Consider the following 17,353-nt stretch of genomic DNA (forward strand, 5'->3'; position numbering starts at 1 on the left):
GCACTGACGCCGCGGCCAGATCAGGCGGCGACGCAGTGGTCTGTTCAGGCACTGACGCCGCGGCCCGATCAGGCGGCGACGCAGTGGTCTGTTCAGGCACTGACGCAGCGGTCTGATCAGCCGGTGATGAGCGGCCCGATCAGGCGGTCACGCAGTGGTCTGATCAGGCGGCGACGGAGCTGCCGGATCGGCCGGGTGGCGTCCTGGTCGGACCGGCGGGGTGGCGTAGCCGTCTGGTTGGCCGGTGGCGTAGCGGTCTGGTGGCGTAATCGTCTGATCGGAGGGTGACGTAGCGGTTCGACCGGCAGGGTGATCTCGCGGTCTGACCGGCCGGGGCGACTCGCCATCTGGTGGCTGGTAAGCCTGACCGGCCGAGGTGACTTCACAGTCTGACCAGCCGCTGAGCAGAGCGGCCGACCAGAGCAGGCCGACCAGCAGGGTGACCAGCAGGGTGACCAGAGTGTCCATTGTGGAGGTTCAAGCGTGAGCAGTGTCCGGGTGCACCGGGTCGTCGACGGTCCGGCGGCTGGTCCGGTGGTGGTGTTGTCCAACTCGATCGGCAGCGACCACCGGATGTGGGAGCCGCAGGTCGCGCCGTTGGCCGAGCGCGGGTTCCGCGTCGTGCGGTACGACACGCGCGGTCACGGGGCGTCGCCGGTGCCGCCGGGGCCGTACGACCTGGCCGACCTCGGCGGCGACGTGCTGGGGCTGCTCGACGACCTCGACGTCGACCGTGCGCACTTCGTCGGGCTGTCGCTGGGCGGGATGGTCGGGATGTGGCTTGGCACGCAGGTCCCGGATCGGTTGGTGAGCCTCACGTTGTGCTGCACGTCGGCGCAGCTCGGTCCGCCGGAGATGTGGGCCGAGCGGGCCCGCACCGTGCGGGCCGAGGGCACGGCGGCGGTCGCGGAGGCAGGCGTCGGACGCTGGGTCACCCCGGCGTACGCGCAGGCGCATCCGGACCGGGTTGCGTACCTGCGCGAGATGATCGAGGCACAGCCCGACGAGGGGTACGCCGCCTGCTGCGCCGCGATCGAGCGGATGGACCTCACCGGGGATCTGGCCAAGATTTCCGTGCCGGCACTGGTGATCGCGGGCGCGGAGGACCCGTCGACGCCCGCCGAACCACACGGCAGGATCATTGCCGACGGGATCCCGGACGCGCGGCTGGAGATCGTCGCATCCGCCGCGCACCTGGGCAGTTACGAACAGCCGGACGAGTTCACCCGGCTGATCCTCGGGCAGATCACGGAGGAACGGTGACCGGAGACCGTTACGAGGCAGGCATGAAGGTGCGCCGCGAGGTGCTCGGCGACGAGCACGTCGACCGGGCAGTCGCGCGGACCACCGAGTTCAGCAGCCCGTTCCAGGAGTACATCACCGAGTCGGTGTGGGGCTCGGTGTGGACGCGCGACGGGCTCGACCGGCGGACCCGCAGCTGCATCACGCTGGCCGCGCTCACCGCGCTGCACTGCCACGACGAGCTTGCGATGCACGTCCGGGCGGCGGTGCGCAACGGCCTTACCACCGACGAGATCCGTGAGGTTTTGCTGCACACCGGCGTGTACGCGGGGGTGCCGGCCGCGAACACGGCGATCGCGATCGCCCAGCGCATCCTCGCCGAGATGGGAGAGCCGACGGCCGGACCACCGGCCGGATAGGGTTCGCGACATGGATTCCGACGAGCAGGCCGAACGCGGCGCACACCACGTGCAGTCGCTCGAGCGCGGGCTGGCGGTGATCAAGGCGTTCAGCGCCGAGGCACCGCATCCCACGCTCAGTGAGGTCGCCCGCGCCACCGGGCTCACTCGCGCGGCGGCGCGACGGTTCCTGCTCACCCTCGTCGACCTCGGATACGTCCGCACCGACGGCAAGTACTTCTCGCTCACCGCGCGGGTGCTGGACCTCGGCTACGCGTATTTGTCGAGCCTGAGCCTCGCCGAAGTCGCGCAGCCGCACCTGGAGCGGCTGTCGGCGGAAGTGCACGAGTCGAGCTCGGTGTCGGTGCTGGAAGCCACGGACGTCGTGTACGTCGCGCGCGTTGCGGTGTCGCGGATCATGACTGTGAGCATCAATGTCGGGACGCGGTTTCCGGCGCACGCCACGTCGATGGGGCACGTGCTGCTCGCCGGCATGGACAACACCGAGCTGAAGGCGTATTTCATCGTCGCCGAGCTGGACAAACTGACCGCCCGCACCCTCACCGAACAGGCTGCGCTCAAGGTCGAACTGGCGCGCGTCCGGGAGCAGGGCTGGGCGATGGTCGACCAGGAGCTCGAGGAGGGTCTGCGTTCGGTCGCCGCGCCGATCCGCAATCGCGCCGGACGGGTGGTGGCCGCGGTGAACATCTCCACGCATGCAAGCCGTACGCCGATCGAGGCCGTCCGCACGAAGCTCGTTCCGCCGTTGCTTGCCACCGCCGCTGCCATTTCGGACGATCTCGCCGTGGTTTCGACCCGCCGAGCGATGCGTGGCTGAGGGGGCGCCGATGTCCGGACTGCCGGTTGCCGGTCTGCTGCTCGCCGCAGGTGCGGGCAGACGATTCGGCGGACCCAAGGCGCTGGTCGAATACGAGGGAGAACCGCTGGTCCGCCGGGCGGTCCGGACGCTGAGCGAGGCCGGGTGCACGTCGGTGCGGGTGGTCGTCGGTGCGGCCGCCGCGGAGGTCCGCGAACTCCTTCCGCCGCAGGCGATCGCGGTGCTCGCCGAGCGGTGGGAGGCGGGGATGGGGGAGTCGCTGAAGGCGGGGCTCGAGTCGCTGATCGCGGACGACCCGGCGGTCGCGGTCCTCGTGCACCTCGTCGACCTGCCGTGGGTGCCGGCCGCGGCTCTCGCGCGAGTCCTCGCGGAGGCGGCCGACGACGCCGTCGTGCGAGCCGCCTACCAGGGGGTTCCCGGACATCCGGCCCTATTCGGGCGGCGATGGTGGCCCGAGATCGCCGCCACTGCGCACGGCGACCACGGAGCACGGGACTGGCTGCGCGGGCGGTCCGACGTGCGCCTCGTCGAATGCGGTGACCTCGGCAGCGGCAGTGATGTCGACCGGCCCGGTGATCTGGCCGGGCCGGGCGCCGAGCGGCGTTGAGCGGCGTTGAGCGGCTCGGCCTGGTTCTGGCGCCGCCTGGGACGGTCCGGCGGCAGCGGCCGATCGGGCTTCGTGCGATGGTGAACGGCGCAACGGAGCGTTCCGGCTTTACGATCGGAGGCGTGACAGAGTCTCTCGCCTCGCCCGACGCGCTCGCGGCCGCCCTTGACACCACCGGTTACCTCGCCGACGAGGGGCTGGCCACCGCGGGGTTCCTCGCGTTGCAGATGCGCCGTCCGCTCTTCTGCGAGGGCGAGCCGGGTACCGGAAAAACCTCGCTTGCGCTTGCGTTGTCGGAGGCGTTGCGGTGGCCGTTGGTGCGACTTCAGTGTCACGAGGGCATCGACGCCGCGCAGGCGCTCTACGAGTGGGACTTCCCCCGTCAGCTGCTGCACTTGCGGGCGCTCGAAGCCGCGGACGGCGGACGGCTCGACGCGGAAACTGCCGAACGCTCGCTGTACACCGAGCGCTTCCTGCTGGCCCGCCCGCTGTTGCAGGCGCTGACGACGGCGCCGTGCGTACTGCTCGTCGACGAGATCGACCGCGCCGACGACGAGTTCGAGGCATTCCTGCTGCAACTCCTGGACGAGTACACGGTCACGATCCCGGAGTACGGCGAGGTGCGCGCCGAGCAGCCGCCGCTGGTCGTGTTGACGTCCAACCGCACCCGCGAAGTGCACGATGCGCTCAAGCGGCGGTGTCTCTACCACTGGCTCGAGCACCCGGACCTGGCGCGCGAGATCAACATCCTGCGCCGCCGTCTGCCCGGCATCGGCGAAACGCTCGCCCGCCAGGTCGCCGACGCGGTCCACCGGCTGCGGGCGATGGACCTGCTGAAGCCGCCCGGAGTCGCCGAATCCCTCGACTGGGCCCGCGCCTTGCTCGCCCTCAACCGCGACGAACTGGACGCCGCGACAGCCGCGCGCACCCTCGGCGCAGTGCTGAAGTACAGCGAGGATCTCGACCGGGTCCGGGCGAAGCTGGACACGCTGTTCTCCTGATTCGAGTCCATTGTGGACTGATCGGTTAATTCCGTTGCGGTGGTGGGGGATACCAGTATGCTTGGGGGTATCACCGAATTACTCCATGACCGCAGGTGAAGGAGGGGCCGTGACCGACGTCGTCCGGATTGCTCTCCTTGCCGTTCACTGAGTTCCGTTCTTTTCCGAAGGTTCCGCGCGCCCGCTCTGCGCTACCGGGGTCGGCCGCTGCGCGTAACCACGGTCCGCGCACGTCGCCCCGGAGGCGGGGTGCGTGCGCGGACCGCCCTCGTCGGCGCCATGGGCGCCGGGAAGGAGAGAGATGAGAGTTGTCGTGCGCCGCTGAGATGCGTGGTGGTGCCGAGCGCCGTCGTGCGCTGCGCTGAAGGTGCCGTGGTGGTGCTGGGTGACGTGGTGCGGCGGTGAGAGGTGCTCGTGGTGCGGAGTGCTGTGGGGCTGGATGGCGTCGCGCTGTTGTCGATAGGTGCTCGTGGTGCCGAGTGCTGTGGGGCTGGGTGACGTCGCGCTGTTGTCGATAGGTGCTCGTGGTGCCGAGTGCTGTGGGGCTGGATGGCGTCGCGCTGTTGTCGATAGGTGCTCGTGGTGCCGAGTGCTGTGGGGCTGGGTGACGTCGCGCAGTCGCCGCGAGGTGCTGGTGGTGCCGAGCGCCGTCGTGCACCGCTGATGCGCCGCGGTGGTGCAGGATGACGTTGCGCTGTTGCCAAGGATCCGCGTTGGAGAGCGGTGTTGCGTTGATGTCCGGTGCTCGGTCGGCGAGTGGTGTTGCGTCGGCGAGTGATGCCGCAAGGCGCTGCGGAGCGTTGTCGCGCTGTTGCGTTGGCTGGTGACGTTGCGCTGCTGAGTCCGGTGAGCGGCCGACTGCAGTGAGAAGGCAGGGCGGCTGCCGAGTCAGTGAGCAGGCAGGGCAGCGGCCGACTCAGTGAGCAGCAGGGTCAGCGGCCGAGATGAGCGGCCGGGCAGTAGGTGCCATGCGAGATGACTTCCTGCGCCGGTCAGCGCCCGTATGCGGTGGGCGAGTCGTCATCACACCGGTCGCCGGGGCCTACCCGTCGGCGAGTTGCGGAGTAGTGAGCCTGGTTGGTTCGGAACCGGCAAGGAGGTGCACCTTCGCGCGCGTCAACCGGTGGGGTGGGCAGGGCGTCGGCTCACCGTGGCGGTGCGGATGTCCGGGCTCGGGTCACAATGGAGCTATGGACACCGAAGTCGCTGACCCGATTGCTGGGTATGCCGGGTTCGCGGCGGCGTTGCGTGAGGCGGGCGTGGCCTGTGATGCGCGGCGGGTGCAGGCGTATCTCGCTGCGGTTGCGGCCGTCGACGTGGCGAAGCCGACCCAGCTGTACTGGGCTGGGCGGCTCACGCTGTGTTCCGACCCGGACGATCTGCCTCGCTACGAGGAAGCCTTCGCGCGCTGGTTCGAGGACGATGACAGCCCGCACAGTGCAGCCGGGGCTCCCGTGCAGAAGCAGGCGCGGATCGCTCCGCTCGCGGCTGGGGGTGGTGACGGCGGCGAGGGCTCGGACGAGTCGGCGGACACGTTGCGCGTCGCGGCCAGTGAGCAGGAGGTTCTTCGTCATCGGGACCTCGCTGAGCTCACCACGGCCGAGCGTGCGCATCTTCGGGAACTGCTCGCCACGCTGCGGCCAGCTCCACCTCGGCGGCGGGCGGCGCGGCGGACGCCTTCGCGGCGCGGCAGGCTCGACCCGGCTCGTACCTTGCGTGCCATGCTCGCTGCCGGTGGGGAGCCCGTTCGGCTTGCTCATCATCGGCGGGGTACGCGGCCGCGGCGGATTGTTTTGCTGATCGACGTTTCCGGGTCGATGAGCCCGTACGCCGACGCGCTGCTGCGGTTTGCGCACGTCGTGACGCGGGCGGCGCCGATGTCCGTCGAGGTGTTCACCCTCGGTACCCGGATGACGCGGGTTTCGCGCCAGCTGCGGCAGCGTGACCCGGAGCAGGCCATGCTCGCGGCGGGTTCGGCGGTACCCGATTTCGCCGGCGGGACACGGCTCGGGGAGACCCTGCGCGTGTTCCTCGACCGCTGGGGACAGCGAGGTTTCGCCCGCCGCGCGGTAGTCGTCGTATTCTCGGACGGGTGGGAACGCGGCGACGTCAGCCTGCTCGCCGAACAGCTCGGCAGGCTCCACCGGCTGGCGCACGCCGTATTCTGGGTGAATCCGCATGCCGGGCGGGAGGGTTACGCTCCCGTCCAGTCCGGCATCGTGGCCGCCCTGCCCCACATCGACCGGTTGCTGGCCGGGCACAGTCTGGCGACCTTGGAACGACTCCTCGGGGAGATTGCCGATGCGTGACGTACTGGACGACGTGTACCGCCGCTGGCTGGCGGGCGAAACTGTCGGGCTCGGCACTGTCGTGGCCACGTTCTCGTCGGCGCCGCGTGCGCCCGGAGCGTCGATGGTGGTCGCGCCGGACGGCACGGTTGCCGGGAGCGTGTCCGGCGGCTGCGTCGAAGGCGCGGTGTACGAGCTGGCGAACGAGGTCGTCGCCGAGCGCAAGCCGGTGCTGCAGCGCTACGGCGTGACCGACGACGACGCCTTCGCCGTCGGGCTGACCTGCGGCGGGATCATCGACATCTACGTCGAGCCGGTGGACCGCGAGTCGATGCCCGAGCTGGAGCGGGTCGTCGAGTCGGTGCGCAGCGGCGAACCGGTCGCGGTGGTCACGATCGTCGAGCACGAGACGCCCGGCCTGGTCGGCGAGCACATGATCGTGTGGCCGGACCGGACCGAGGGTTCGCTCGGCTCGTCGCGGATGGACGACGCGGTCGCCGACGATGCCCGCGGCCTCCTCGCCTCCGGACGCACCGGCACCCTGCACTACGGCCCCGACGGCCAGCGCCGCGGCGAAGGCATGGCCGTGTTCGTGAATTCCTTCGAACCGCCGCCGCGACTCCTCGTGTTCGGCGCGATCGACTTCGCCGCCGCAATGGCCCGGATGGGTGCTTATCTCGGGTACCAGGTGACGGTCTGCGACGCGCGGCCGGTGTTCGCGACCAGCAGCCGATTCCCGGACGCGCACGAGGTGGTCGTCGACTGGCCGCACCGCTACCTGAAGGCCGAATCCGACGCAGGCCGGATCGACTCGCGCACGGCGATCGCGGTGCTCACCCACGACCCGAAATTCGACGTGCCACTGCTGGAAATCGCGCTGCGGCTGGACGTCGGCTACGTCGGGGCGATGGGGTCCCGCAAGACTCACGACGACCGGTTTGCCCGGCTGCGCGAGGCGGGCGTCACCGAGCCCGAGCTGGAGCGGCTGTCGTCGCCGATCGGCCTCGACCTCGGCGCGCGCACCCCGGAGGAGACGGCGGTGTCGATCGCGGCGGAGATCATCGCGTTGCGGTGGAGCGGAACGGGACGTCGGCTGGCGGCGCTGACCGGGCGCATTCACAGCTGACCTGGCGCGGGCCGGGCGGTGGGGCGCGGCGGGTCGGCTGGGCGAGTTCGTGGTCGGTACCGGTGGGGTCGGCTGAGGCCGGGGTTCGGGGTCGGGTTCGCTTGGCGGGCCGGACGGTGATGCGGGGCGGTCGTGGGCGGAATTGCGATCGTTTCGGTGGCCTCGGCGACCGGCGTACGTGCGGGTGGTGGGGCGGTCGCGTGATGTGGCGGGCGGTTGTGGGCGAATTGCGGCTGCTCCGGTAGATGCGGGGGCCCGGCGGGCGTGCGGGTGGTGGGGCGGTCGCGTGATGTGGCGGGTGGTCGTGGGCGAATTGCGTCTGCCTCGGTGGCGCGGGGGGCCCGGCGTGCGGGTGGTGGGGCGGTCGCGTGGTGAGGCGGGTGGTCGTGGGCGAGTTGCGGCCGCTTCGGCGGACGCGGAGACCCGGCGAGCTCACGGGTGGTGGGCGGCCGACATGGTGATCACCGAACCAAAGGGTGAAAGCGACCCCAGCCCGTGCCCCAAGCCCGTTACCTCGGCCCGTGCCTCAAGCCCGTGACCAGCCCGTGCTCCAAGCCCCTGACCTGAGCCAAAAGACGCACCCCCAGCCCCCACCCACCCCAACAACCCCCCCGGGGCGGAAACCCCAATCCCCGCAACCGAAACCTCCGTGTCCGCCCCGTCGACCGCCGACCCGGGACCCCCTCCGCCCGACAAGAGCCACCTCCGGGGCGGCGAAAAATCACCCGTACGGAGGTCCGTATCTGCGGACCGAAAAGACAAAAACCACCGCAACTACGGAAGTACCTCCCTGACGTGCGACATCAGGACTTGTCCACTCGCGGAAGGAGTAGCACGCTCCCCTGTGAGGCCGATCACCGTCGTGCCTTGGCCGTTCCCGAACCGGCCCGCCGGGCCCCGCCGAGGCCGTGCGGGCATTTGCACTTGGAGGCCTTTGATGCGCATCACCGTCACTGTCGACGGCACGAAGTACACCGATGACGTCGAGCCGCGCACCCTGCTCGTCCACTACTTACGGGAACGGGTCGGGAAGGTGGGCACCGTCGTCGGGTGTGACACCAGCAACTGCGGCGCGTGCACCGTCCACCTCGACGGGCACAGCGTGAAGTCCTGTTCCGTTCTCGCCGTGCAAGCCGACGGGTCCGAGGTCACCACCATCGAGGGCCTCGCCCGTGATGGGCAGCTGCATCCCGTCCAGCAGGCGTTCCACGACAACCACGCGCTGCAGTGCGGGTTCTGCACGCCGGGCATGATCATGCAGTCCATCGACCTGCTTGCCGACAACCCGGACCCGGACGAGCAGGCCGTCCGCGAGGGGCTCGAGGGCAACCTCTGCCGCTGCACCGGGTACCAGAACATCGTGCGGGCCGTGCGCGATGCGGCGCAGCACATGAGTCCCGGCGCCGGACCTGCCGCCGAGAAGATCGACCAGGCCAACCACGTCGGCGTGGGTGGTGAATGATGACCGCCACGATCGAACCCGAGGTCGGCAAGTCCCGTCGCCGCAAGGAGGACGAGCGGCTGATCACCGGTCGTACCCGCTGGACCGACAACATCACCCTGCCCGGCATGCTGCACCTCGCTGTGCTCCGCAGCCCGCTGGCGCACGCGAAGATCGTCTCGATCGACACGTCCGCGGCGAAGGAAGCGTCCGGGGTCGTCGCTGTCTACACCGCTGCTGACCTGGACCCCGAGGGTGCCATCGGGATGCCGTGCGCCTGGCCGGTCACGCCGGACATGGCTGCGCCGCGGCGTCCGGTGCTCGCGTCGGGGCGGGTCAACTTCGCCGGGGAGGGCGTGGCCGTCGTGGTCGCGCGGTCGGCCGGCGAGGCGCACGACGCGCTCGAAGCCATCGAAGTCGAGTACGACGAGCTGCCCGCGGTCCTCGACCTCGAAGCCGCGCTCGCGGACGGTGCGCCGCTCGTGCACGAGGAGCTCGGCAGCAACAAGAACGCGTTCTGGGTGTTCGACTCGGCCGCGGCGGGCACCGGCGGCAACGTCGATGAAGCGCTGTCCTCCTCGGAGGTCGTGCTGAAGCGCCGGTTCCGCCAGCAGCGCCTGGTACCCGCGTTCATGGAGCCGCGCGCGTGCGTGGTCGACCCCACCGGCGCGCAGCTCACCATGTGGGCGGCCACGCAGGTACCGCACATCCTGCGGGTGATGTCGGCGCTCACGCTCGGCATTCCGGAGCACAAGCTGCGCGTGATCGCCCCGGACGTCGGCGGTGGTTTCGGCGGCAAGATCGGGGTGCTGCCCGAGGAAATGATGTCACTGCTCGTGGCGAACAAGCTCGGCAAGCCGGTGAAGTGGAACGAGTCCCGGTCCGAGACGATGCTCGCCGCGCACCACGGTCGCGACCAGATCCAGGACATCACGATCTCGGCGAAGGCCGACGGCACCGTCACCGGGCTGAAGGTGGAGCTGCTGGCCAACCTCGGCGCGTACAACGGACTGGTCGGGCCGGGCGTGCCGATCCTCGGCGCGTTCATGTTCAACGCGATCTACAAGATCCCGGCTTACCACTTCGCGTGCACCAACGTGTTCACCACGACCACGCTCACCGACGCCTACCGCGGCGCCGGACGGCCCGAGGCGACGTTCGCGATCGAGCGGATCATGGACGAGCTCGCCGACGAGCTGGGCATGGACCCGGTGGAGCTGCGCGAGAAGAACTGGATCAAGCACGAGGAATTCCCGTTCACCACCGTCTGCGGGCTCACCTACGACTCCGGCAACTACGAGGCCGCGACGGCGAAAGCGAAGGAGCTCTTCGGCTACGACGCGCTGCGCCGGGAGCAGAAGGAACGCCGCGAGGCCAACGACCCGGTGCAGCTGGGGATCGGCATCTCGACATTCACCGAGATGTGTGGTCTCGCGCCGTCCCGCGTGCTCGGCTCGCTCGACTACGGCGCCGGTGGCTGGGAGTACGCGTCGCTGCGGATGCTGCCCACCGGCAAGGTCGAGGTCATCACGGGTGCGTCGGCGCACGGCCAGGGGCACGAGACGGCGTGGAGCCAGATCGTGGCCGACCAGCTCGGCGTGGCGTTCGAGGACGTCGAGGTGCTGCACGGGGACACCCAGTCCTCGCACAAGGGCCTGGACACCTACGGGTCGCGGTCGCTGGTCGTCGGCGGCATCGCGATCGTGAAGGCGGCCGAGAAGGTGGTCGCGAAGGCCAAGCCGGTCGCCGCGCACCTGCTGGAATGCTCCGAGGACGACCTCGAGTTCAGCGGCGGCAAGTTCACCGTCAAGGGCACGGATTCGTCGACGACCATCCAGGACATCGCGCTCGCCGTGTTCGCCGCGCACAACCTGCCCGACGGGATCGAGCCGTCGCTCGACTCCGACGCCACCTTCGACCCGGAGAACTTCTCCTTCCCGCACGGGACCCACCTGTGCGCGGCCGAGGTGGACACCGAGACCGGCCGGGTGACGCTGCGGTCGTACGTCTGCGTGGACGACGTCGGCAAGGTGGTCAACCCGCTGATCGTGGAAGGCCAGGTGCACGGCGGGCTCGCGCAGGGCATCGCGCAGGCGCTGTTCGAGGAAGCCGTCTTCGACGAGAGCGGCACCCTCACCACCGGTACATTCGCCGACTACCTGCTGCCCTCGGCGGCCGACCTGCCGTCGTTCACCACCGACCGCACGGAAACGCCGTCCACCACGAACCCGTTGGGCGCCAAAGGCGTCGGCGAGGCGGGCACGATCGCGTCCACGCCTGCCGTGGTCAACGCGGTGGTCGACGCGGTGCGCCAGTTCGGGGTGAACGACATCGAAATGCCGCTCAGCCCGATGCGCGTGTGGCGGGCTGTGCAGTCCGGTACCGCTTCGACCGACGGAGGTGCCCAGTGATCCCGGCCCCGTTCGACTACGTCGCTCCGTCCACGGTGGACGAAGCCGTACAGGCTCTCTCAGCGGCTGGTGAGGACGCGAAGGTGCTGGCCGGTGGGCAGAGCCTGCTGCCGGTGTTGCGGATGCGGCTCGCCGCGCCGACGACGCTGATCGACCTCGGGAAGGTCGCCGAGCTGCGTGGCGTGCGTGAGGACGGCGACGCGCTCGTGGTCGGTGCGATGACCACGCACTACGAGGTGCAGCGGGACCCGCTGGTCGCCCAGCACGCCGCGCTGGTGAAGGAGGCCACCGACACCGTCGCGGACCCGCAGGTACGCCATCGTGGCACGTTCGGCGGCGCAATCGCGCACGCCGACCCGGCCGGGGACCTCCTGGCTCCGGTGCTCGCGCTCGACGGCGAGCTCGTGCTGGCCGGGCCGAACGGGCGGCGGACGGTGTCCGCGGCGGACTTCTTCCAGGACTACTTCACGACCGCGCTGGCCCCGGACGAGCTGCTCGTGGAGGTGCGGCTGCCCAAGCACACCGGCTGGCGGGCGCACTACGAGAAGTTCAACCGGGTCGCCCAGGCCTGGTCGATGTGCGCGGTCGCGGCCACCGTGCGCACCGAGGGCGGCGTGATCGAGGAGGCCAGGGTCGCGCTCACCAACATGGGTGCGACGCCCGTCCGGGCCACTGCCGTCGAGCAGGCGCTGCTCGGCGCGCAGGCCACCGCCGAGACGATCCGGGCGGCCGCCGCGCACGCGGCCGAGGGCACCAGCCCGGTCGCCGACGGAAACTCCGACGCCGAGTACCGGCAGCACCTCGCCAGGGTGCTCACCGGCCGTGCCGTCGCGGCTGCGGTAGGCGCCTGATCCAGTTTCCGTGAAGGGAACCATGAGGGAATCTGATTCCCTGATGGTTCCCTTCACGGACCACATCGCGCGCCGCGGCCGTAAGGTGGACCGCAACGGCTCGACGAAGTGCGCAGGAGAGGAGGTCGGCCCGTGCGGCTCGACCACGAATTCACCGTCCCCGCTCCGATCGGGGAGGTCTGGCAGGCCGTCATCGACCCGGAGCGGGTCGCCCCGTGCATGCCGGGCGCCTCGCTCACGAAGGTGGAAGGAGACACCTTCGCGGGTACGGTGAAGGTCAAGCTGGGCCCGATCTCGTTGCTGTACAAGGGAACCGGTGAGTTCCTGGAGAAGGACGAGGCGGCGCGGAAGGTCGTCATCAAGGCGTCCGGAAAGGACTCGCGCGGCGGGGGCACCGCGGCCGCGACGGTCACCCTCACGCTCACCGAAACCGACGGCGGTACCCACGGGTCGGTCGCCACCGACCTGGCCATCACCGGCCGTCCGGCGCAGTTCGGCCGCGGCCTGATCTCCGAGGTCGGCGGCAAGATCCTGGACACTTTCGCGGGAAATCTGGCGAAGTCGCTGGAGACCCCCGACGACAAGCCGGAGGAACCCGCCGAACCGGCGGCGGAGGAGAAGAAGCCCGAAGCGCCTGCCGCGGCGGAGGAGGAGAAGCCGCGTCTGCACAGCGTCCCGGCGGGTGGTTCCACCGGCGAGACCGAGGCGATCGACCTGCTCGACTACGCGGGTCAGTCGGTGGCGAAACGGCTGATCCCGGTCGCCGCGGGGGCTGTGGTGCTCGTGCTCTTCCTGGCGATCTTGCGCGCGTTGCGGCGGCGCTGAACGTCCCGGTTGGGTTGCCCGCTCGCGCTGCTCACGGTGTGTCCCGTGGGCAGTTCGCGAGCGGGCTTTCGCTCGTCCCGGTGATTTCCGGGGAACCGACCGGCTACGCTGGGCCACTTCCGGCTGATTTTCGCGTAGGGGCGTCACCATGCAGGCTCCGGTTCCCCGCGGGGGTGCACTGACGGTCTGGCGCGGCTGGCCGTCCCGCTGGGCGATGTGGACCGTCGCGCGGAGGCGGTGGATCTGGTACGCCGTCGGCTGCGAAGTGCTGGCCACGGCGGTCACGGTTGCGGGTCTCGTGACCGGATTCGGCGGGCCGGTGCAGTTCGGGTGGTTTGCTGCGCTCGTGGTGCTGGGTATCGCGCAGGCCGAGATGTCGCGGCGGATCGAACGCCTGCGGCGGTGGATGAGCGGGCAGACGCACATCAACGTCACCTCGGTCTGGTACCTCGCCGGAGCCTTCCTGTTACCGCCGGCGTGGGTCGCCTTGCTCGCAGTGGTCCTGTACCTGCATCTGTGGCTGCGCGTGTGGCGAAACGTGCGTACGCGGCCCGCGCACCGCTTCGCGGCGAGCACGGCGTGGGCGATGCTGTCGTGCTTCGCGGCTTCGGCGGTGCTGACGATCGGCGGTCCCGCGCGGCTCGACACTGCGTACGGCGTCGGCGCGCTCGTGCTGGCCGCAGCGGTGTTCGAGTTGGTGAACGTCGTGCTCGTGGCGACCGGCATCTTCCTGTACACGAACAGCCGCTCGCCTGCGGACCTCGTCGGCACCTGGGAGGACAACGCGTTCGAACTCGCGACGCTGTGTCTCGGCGGCCTCGCCGCGCTGGCGTTCGTGGGACAGCCGGTGCTGGTCGTGTTCGTGCTGCCGCCGTTGCTGTTGCTGCACCGCTATCTCCTGCTGAAGCAGCAACTGCAGGTGGCCGCGATGACCGACGAGAAGACCGGGTTGCTCAACACGGCCGGGTGGCACGACCTCGCGACCCGGGAGTTCACGCGGGTAAGTCGGCGGGGAACCGGCAGCGGGTTCGCCGTGCTGATGATCGATCTCGACCATTTCAAGCGCATCAACGACACGTACGGGCATCTCACCGGCGACGAGGTCCTCGCCGCGGTTGCCGTCACCATCGAGGGTTCGGTACGGCAAAGCGACACCGTGGGCCGGTTCGGCGGCGAGGAATTCGTGGTCCTGCTGCCCGCCACCGGCGGTACCGACGTGCTCGGCATCGCCGAACGGATCCGCGTCGCGGTGGGGGACCTGACTGTCGCGGTGGGCGGTCCGGTGCGGATCAGCGGGCTCTCGGTGTCCGTCGGGGTCGCGTGTTACCCCGGTGCGGGTACCACGCTCGACGAGGTGCTGCGGTCCGCCGACGCCGCGTTGTACCGGGCCAAGGACGCCGGCCGCAACCGCGTCGCGGTGTGATCGAACGCCCGAAATACCGGGCGCGGGCAGTTGTTGAACGTTGTATGAGTGCTGCGGATCACGAGACCGACGTCGTGGTGATCGGGGCAGGGCAGGCGGGCCTGTCGGCGGCGTATCACCTGCGCCGCGCCGGGTTCGCGAACGAACGCGGGTTCGTCGTGCTCGATCACGGCAAGCGCGCGGGCGGGGCGTGGCAGTACCGGTGGCCGTCGCTGGTGCTTGGCAAGGTCCACGGGATTCACGACCTGCCGGGGATGGCGCTCGGGACCCCGGACGTCACGCGCCCGGCGAGCGAGGTCGTGTCTGAGTACTTCGGGCGGTTCGAGAAGACGTTCGACCTGCCGGTGCACCGTCCGGTGGACGTCATCGCGGTGCGCCGGGCGGGGGACCGGCTGCTCGTCGAATCGCCTGCGGAGACGTGGGCGGCGCGTGCGGTGATCAGCGCGACGGGGACGTGGGACCGGCCGTTCTGGCCGCGGTACCCGGGCACGTTCGGCGGACGGCAGCTGCACACGGCGGACTACCGCGGCGCCGAGGAGTTCCGCAACCAGCGGGTGGTCGTCGTGGGCGGGGGAACCTCGGCGGTGCAGCTGCTGATGGAGATCGGCCCGGTCGCTCGCTCGACGACGTGGGTCACGCGGCGTCCGCCGGTGTGGCGGGAAGTGCCGTTCAGCGAGGACTGGGGACGGCAGGCGGTCGCGAAGGTCGACCGGCGGGTGCGGGCCGGGCTGGCGCCGGAGAGCGTGGTGAGTGTGACCGACCTGGCGGTGACCTCCGAGGTACTGGCCGGTCGCGCGGCTGGTTACCTCGATCGGCGGCCGATGTTCGCGCGCTTGGTTCCGGACGGCGTCGAATGGGCGGACGGGACTTTCGAACCGGCCGACATCATCCTGTGGGCGACGGGTTTTCGCGCGTCGATCGACCACCTGGCCCCGCTGCACCTGCGTACGACGGGCGGCGGGATCCGCATGGACGGAACCCGCGTGGTGGCTGAACCGCGGCTGCATCTGGTGGGGTACGGGCCGTCGGCGAGCACGGTGGGGGCGAACCGCGCCGGGCGGGCTGCAGTGCATGAGGTGGCGCGGCTGCTGGGCCGGTGAAGGTGCACGTTCGCCAGCTGCCCCGTCGGACCGGTTCTCCACCATGGCTTCTTGATCGTTTCACGGACTTTCCGGGCTTGTCGCGGGAAGGCCCGGCCGCTACTCTGCCGTTTTAGTTAGGAAACTTTCTTAACGCAACGAGACGCCGCAGTGCCCGCCGCCGTCCTGTCCGTTCGGCCCCCGAGGAGTGCTCCCGTGTCCCGTCTTCGAAGTCTTGTCGTGCTGCCCGTGGCGGCGGTGGTGCTGCTGCCTGCTGCGGTGTCGGCAGCACCTCAGCAGGCAGCCGCCGATGTGCTGCTCTCCCAAGGCAAACCCGTCACCACGTCGACCCTGGAAGCCTCCACGCTGAGCGGTGACAATGCCGTCGACGGGGACGTCAAGACCCGCTGGGCCAGCGCCGTCAGCTCGGACGCCCAGTGGTTGCGCATCGACCTCGGCCAGCCCGCGACGGTCCACCAGGTGAAGCTCAACTGGGAAGCCGCGTACGCCAAGAAGTACCGCATCGAGATCTCCGACGACGGCACGAACTTCCGCTCGATCGCGACGATCACTGACGGCGACGGCAAGACCGACGACCTACCCGGGTTGTCCGCGCACGGCCGGTTCCTGCGCTTCGTCGGCACGGAACGCGCGACGAAGTACGGCTACTCGCTGTGGGAAATCCAGGCCTTCGGGACCCCGGACTCGTCCGGTGACACCCAGGCGCCCACCGCGCCGTCGAACCTCACCGCCGATCCCAGCGCGAGCAGTGTTGCGCTGAGCTGGGCCGCGGCGACCGACAACGTCAGCGTGAGCGGGTACGACGTGTTGCGTGACGGCAACGTCGTGGCCACCAGCGCGACGACGTCGTACACCGACAGCGGCCTGAAGCCCGACACTGACTACACCTACACCGTGCGCGCCCGCGATGCCGCCGGGAACACGTCACCGGTGAGTGGGCCGGTGAAGGTGCACACGAAGCCTGGCAACGCGGGTACCAGCTTCGTCCTCGCCGCGGCCGGTGACATCGCCGAGCAGTGCACCGCGAGCGACTCCAGCTGTATCCACCCGAAGACCGCGAAGCTCGTGGAGCAGATGAACCCCGCCGCCGTGCTGACCATCGGCGACAACCAGTACGACGACGCGCACCTTTCGGACTTCACCAAGTACTACGACAAGACCTGGGGCAAGTTCAAGAGCATCACGCACCCCATCCCGGGTAACCACGAATCGTACGACGGCACGCCGTTCAAGGGGTACGAGGACTATTTCGGCAAGATCGCCAAGCCGGACGGGAAACGGTACTACAGCTGGGAAATGGGCAACTGGCACTTCATCGCGCTCGACTCCAACGGGTTCGTCGACGAGGAGGGCGGCGAACTGCACGACACCGACCAGATGAACTGGCTCAAGCAGGATCTCGCGAAGAACACCAAGGGCTGCGTCGCGACGTCCTACCACCATCCGCGGTGGAGCTCCGGCGACCACGGTGACCAGCGTGGTTCCAAGCAGCTGTGGGACGTCCTCGCGCAGAACAAGGTCGACCTCGTCCTGAACGGTCACGACCACCATTACGAGCGGTTCAACCCGCAGAACGCGAGTGGTAAAGCCGATCCGAACGGCCCGGTCGAGATCCTCGCGGGCATCGGCGGCGCGAACCCGTACCCGATCCACTCCGCGCACCCGACCACCGCGAAGCTGCTCAAGGACACCTTCGGCGTGCTCAAGCTGACTATGACCGACACGACCTTCGAATCGCAGCTGATCGGCCTCGACGGCAAGGTCCTCGACAGCAGCCCGACCTACACCTGTCACCAGTAGGG

At 69.7% G+C, this 17,353-nt stretch carries 14 protein-coding genes; all 14 read left to right on the forward strand.

Annotated elements, in window-relative coordinates; translation table 11 throughout:
* Positions 1 to 483 precede the first annotated feature (483 nt).
* The 14 genes from pcaD (at position 484) to OO71_RS37395 (ending at position 17,351) form a co-directional block, all read left to right on the forward strand.
* On the forward strand, positions 484 to 1,263 hold the full coding sequence (gene pcaD, locus OO71_RS37330; RefSeq protein ID WP_033294751.1) for a 3-oxoadipate enol-lactonase: 780 nt from the start codon (positions 484 to 486) through the stop codon (positions 1,261 to 1,263).
* Positions 1,260 to 1,661: a 4-carboxymuconolactone decarboxylase gene (gene pcaC, locus OO71_RS37335; protein ID WP_033294752.1), complete on the forward strand. Its 402-nt coding sequence runs from the start codon at positions 1,260 to 1,262 to the stop codon at positions 1,659 to 1,661. Before pcaD ends, pcaC begins: the two co-directional genes overlap by 4 nt.
* A gap of 10 nt (positions 1,662 to 1,671) precedes the next feature.
* Complete coding sequence (locus OO71_RS37340) at positions 1,672 to 2,478, forward strand: IclR family transcriptional regulator domain-containing protein (RefSeq protein WP_033294753.1); 807 nt, start codon at positions 1,672 to 1,674, stop codon at positions 2,476 to 2,478.
* A 10-nt stretch (positions 2,479 to 2,488) separates the two neighbouring features.
* Positions 2,489 to 3,085 (forward strand): nucleotidyltransferase family protein, encoded by a 597-nt coding sequence (locus OO71_RS37345; RefSeq protein ID WP_033294754.1) that lies wholly within the window; start codon positions 2,489 to 2,491, stop codon positions 3,083 to 3,085.
* Positions 3,086 to 3,207: 122 nt separating this feature from the next.
* The gene (locus tag OO71_RS37350) at positions 3,208 to 4,086 is read left to right on the forward strand and encodes an AAA family ATPase (protein WP_033294809.1); all 879 of its coding nucleotides are present in this window, start codon (positions 3,208 to 3,210) and stop codon (positions 4,084 to 4,086) included.
* Between the two features lie 1,190 nt (positions 4,087 to 5,276).
* Positions 5,277 to 6,395 carry a vWA domain-containing protein gene (locus OO71_RS37355; RefSeq protein WP_033294755.1) on the forward strand — a complete coding sequence of 373 codons (1,119 nt, stop codon included), beginning with the start codon at positions 5,277 to 5,279 and terminating at the stop codon, positions 6,393 to 6,395.
* A complete protein-coding gene (locus OO71_RS37360) occupies positions 6,388 to 7,500 on the forward strand; it encodes an XdhC family protein (RefSeq protein WP_033294756.1) in 1,113 nt (370 codons plus the stop codon). The genes OO71_RS37355 and OO71_RS37360 overlap by 8 nt, the downstream gene beginning before the upstream one ends.
* A 937-nt stretch (positions 7,501 to 8,437) precedes the next feature.
* A complete protein-coding gene (locus OO71_RS37365; RefSeq protein WP_033294757.1) occupies positions 8,438 to 8,962 on the forward strand; it encodes a (2Fe-2S)-binding protein in 525 nt (174 codons plus the stop codon).
* Entirely contained in the window at positions 8,962 to 11,352 is a 2,391-nt protein-coding gene (locus OO71_RS37370) for a xanthine dehydrogenase family protein molybdopterin-binding subunit (protein ID WP_033294758.1), read from the forward strand. The genes OO71_RS37365 and OO71_RS37370 overlap by 1 nt, the downstream gene beginning before the upstream one ends.
* Positions 11,349 to 12,203: an FAD binding domain-containing protein gene (locus OO71_RS37375; protein WP_033294759.1), complete on the forward strand. Its 855-nt coding sequence runs from the start codon at positions 11,349 to 11,351 to the stop codon at positions 12,201 to 12,203. Before OO71_RS37370 ends, OO71_RS37375 begins: the two co-directional genes overlap by 4 nt.
* 132 nt (positions 12,204 to 12,335) lie before the next feature.
* Entirely contained in the window at positions 12,336 to 13,028 is a 693-nt protein-coding gene (locus OO71_RS37380; RefSeq protein WP_033294760.1) for an SRPBCC family protein, read from the forward strand.
* 214 nt (positions 13,029 to 13,242) lie between these two features.
* Positions 13,243 to 14,451 carry a GGDEF domain-containing protein gene (locus OO71_RS37385; protein WP_033294761.1) on the forward strand — a complete coding sequence of 403 codons (1,209 nt, stop codon included), beginning with the start codon at positions 13,243 to 13,245 and terminating at the stop codon, positions 14,449 to 14,451.
* A 44-nt stretch (positions 14,452 to 14,495) separates the two neighbouring features.
* A complete protein-coding gene (locus OO71_RS37390; RefSeq protein ID WP_033294762.1) occupies positions 14,496 to 15,551 on the forward strand; it encodes an NAD(P)-binding domain-containing protein in 1,056 nt (351 codons plus the stop codon).
* 195 nt (positions 15,552 to 15,746) lie between these two features.
* The gene (locus OO71_RS37395) at positions 15,747 to 17,351 is read left to right on the forward strand and encodes a discoidin domain-containing protein (RefSeq protein ID WP_245633905.1); all 1,605 of its coding nucleotides are present in this window, start codon (positions 15,747 to 15,749) and stop codon (positions 17,349 to 17,351) included.
* The last annotated feature ends 2 nt before the right edge of the window (positions 17,352 to 17,353 follow it).

This window comes from Amycolatopsis jejuensis (assembly GCF_000717335.1).
GTDB lineage: Bacteria > Actinomycetota > Actinomycetes > Mycobacteriales > Pseudonocardiaceae > Amycolatopsis > Amycolatopsis jejuensis.

Coding starts and splice junctions, on each gene's coding strand:
- OO71_RS37365 (WP_033294757.1), top strand. CDS start 8,438: ATGCGCATCACCGTCACTGTCGACGGCACGAAGTACACCGATGACGTC.
- OO71_RS37355 (WP_033294755.1), top strand. CDS start 5,277: ATGGACACCGAAGTCGCTGACCCGATTGCTGGGTATGCCGGGTTCGCG.
- OO71_RS37390 (WP_033294762.1), top strand. CDS start 14,496: ATGAGTGCTGCGGATCACGAGACCGACGTCGTGGTGATCGGGGCAGGG.
- OO71_RS37360 (WP_033294756.1), top strand. CDS start 6,388: ATGCGTGACGTACTGGACGACGTGTACCGCCGCTGGCTGGCGGGCGAA.
- OO71_RS37370 (WP_033294758.1), top strand. CDS start 8,962: ATGACCGCCACGATCGAACCCGAGGTCGGCAAGTCCCGTCGCCGCAAG.
- OO71_RS37340 (WP_033294753.1), top strand. CDS start 1,672: ATGGATTCCGACGAGCAGGCCGAACGCGGCGCACACCACGTGCAGTCG.
- OO71_RS37345 (WP_033294754.1), top strand. CDS start 2,489: ATGTCCGGACTGCCGGTTGCCGGTCTGCTGCTCGCCGCAGGTGCGGGC.
- OO71_RS37385 (WP_033294761.1), top strand. CDS start 13,243: ATGTGGACCGTCGCGCGGAGGCGGTGGATCTGGTACGCCGTCGGCTGC.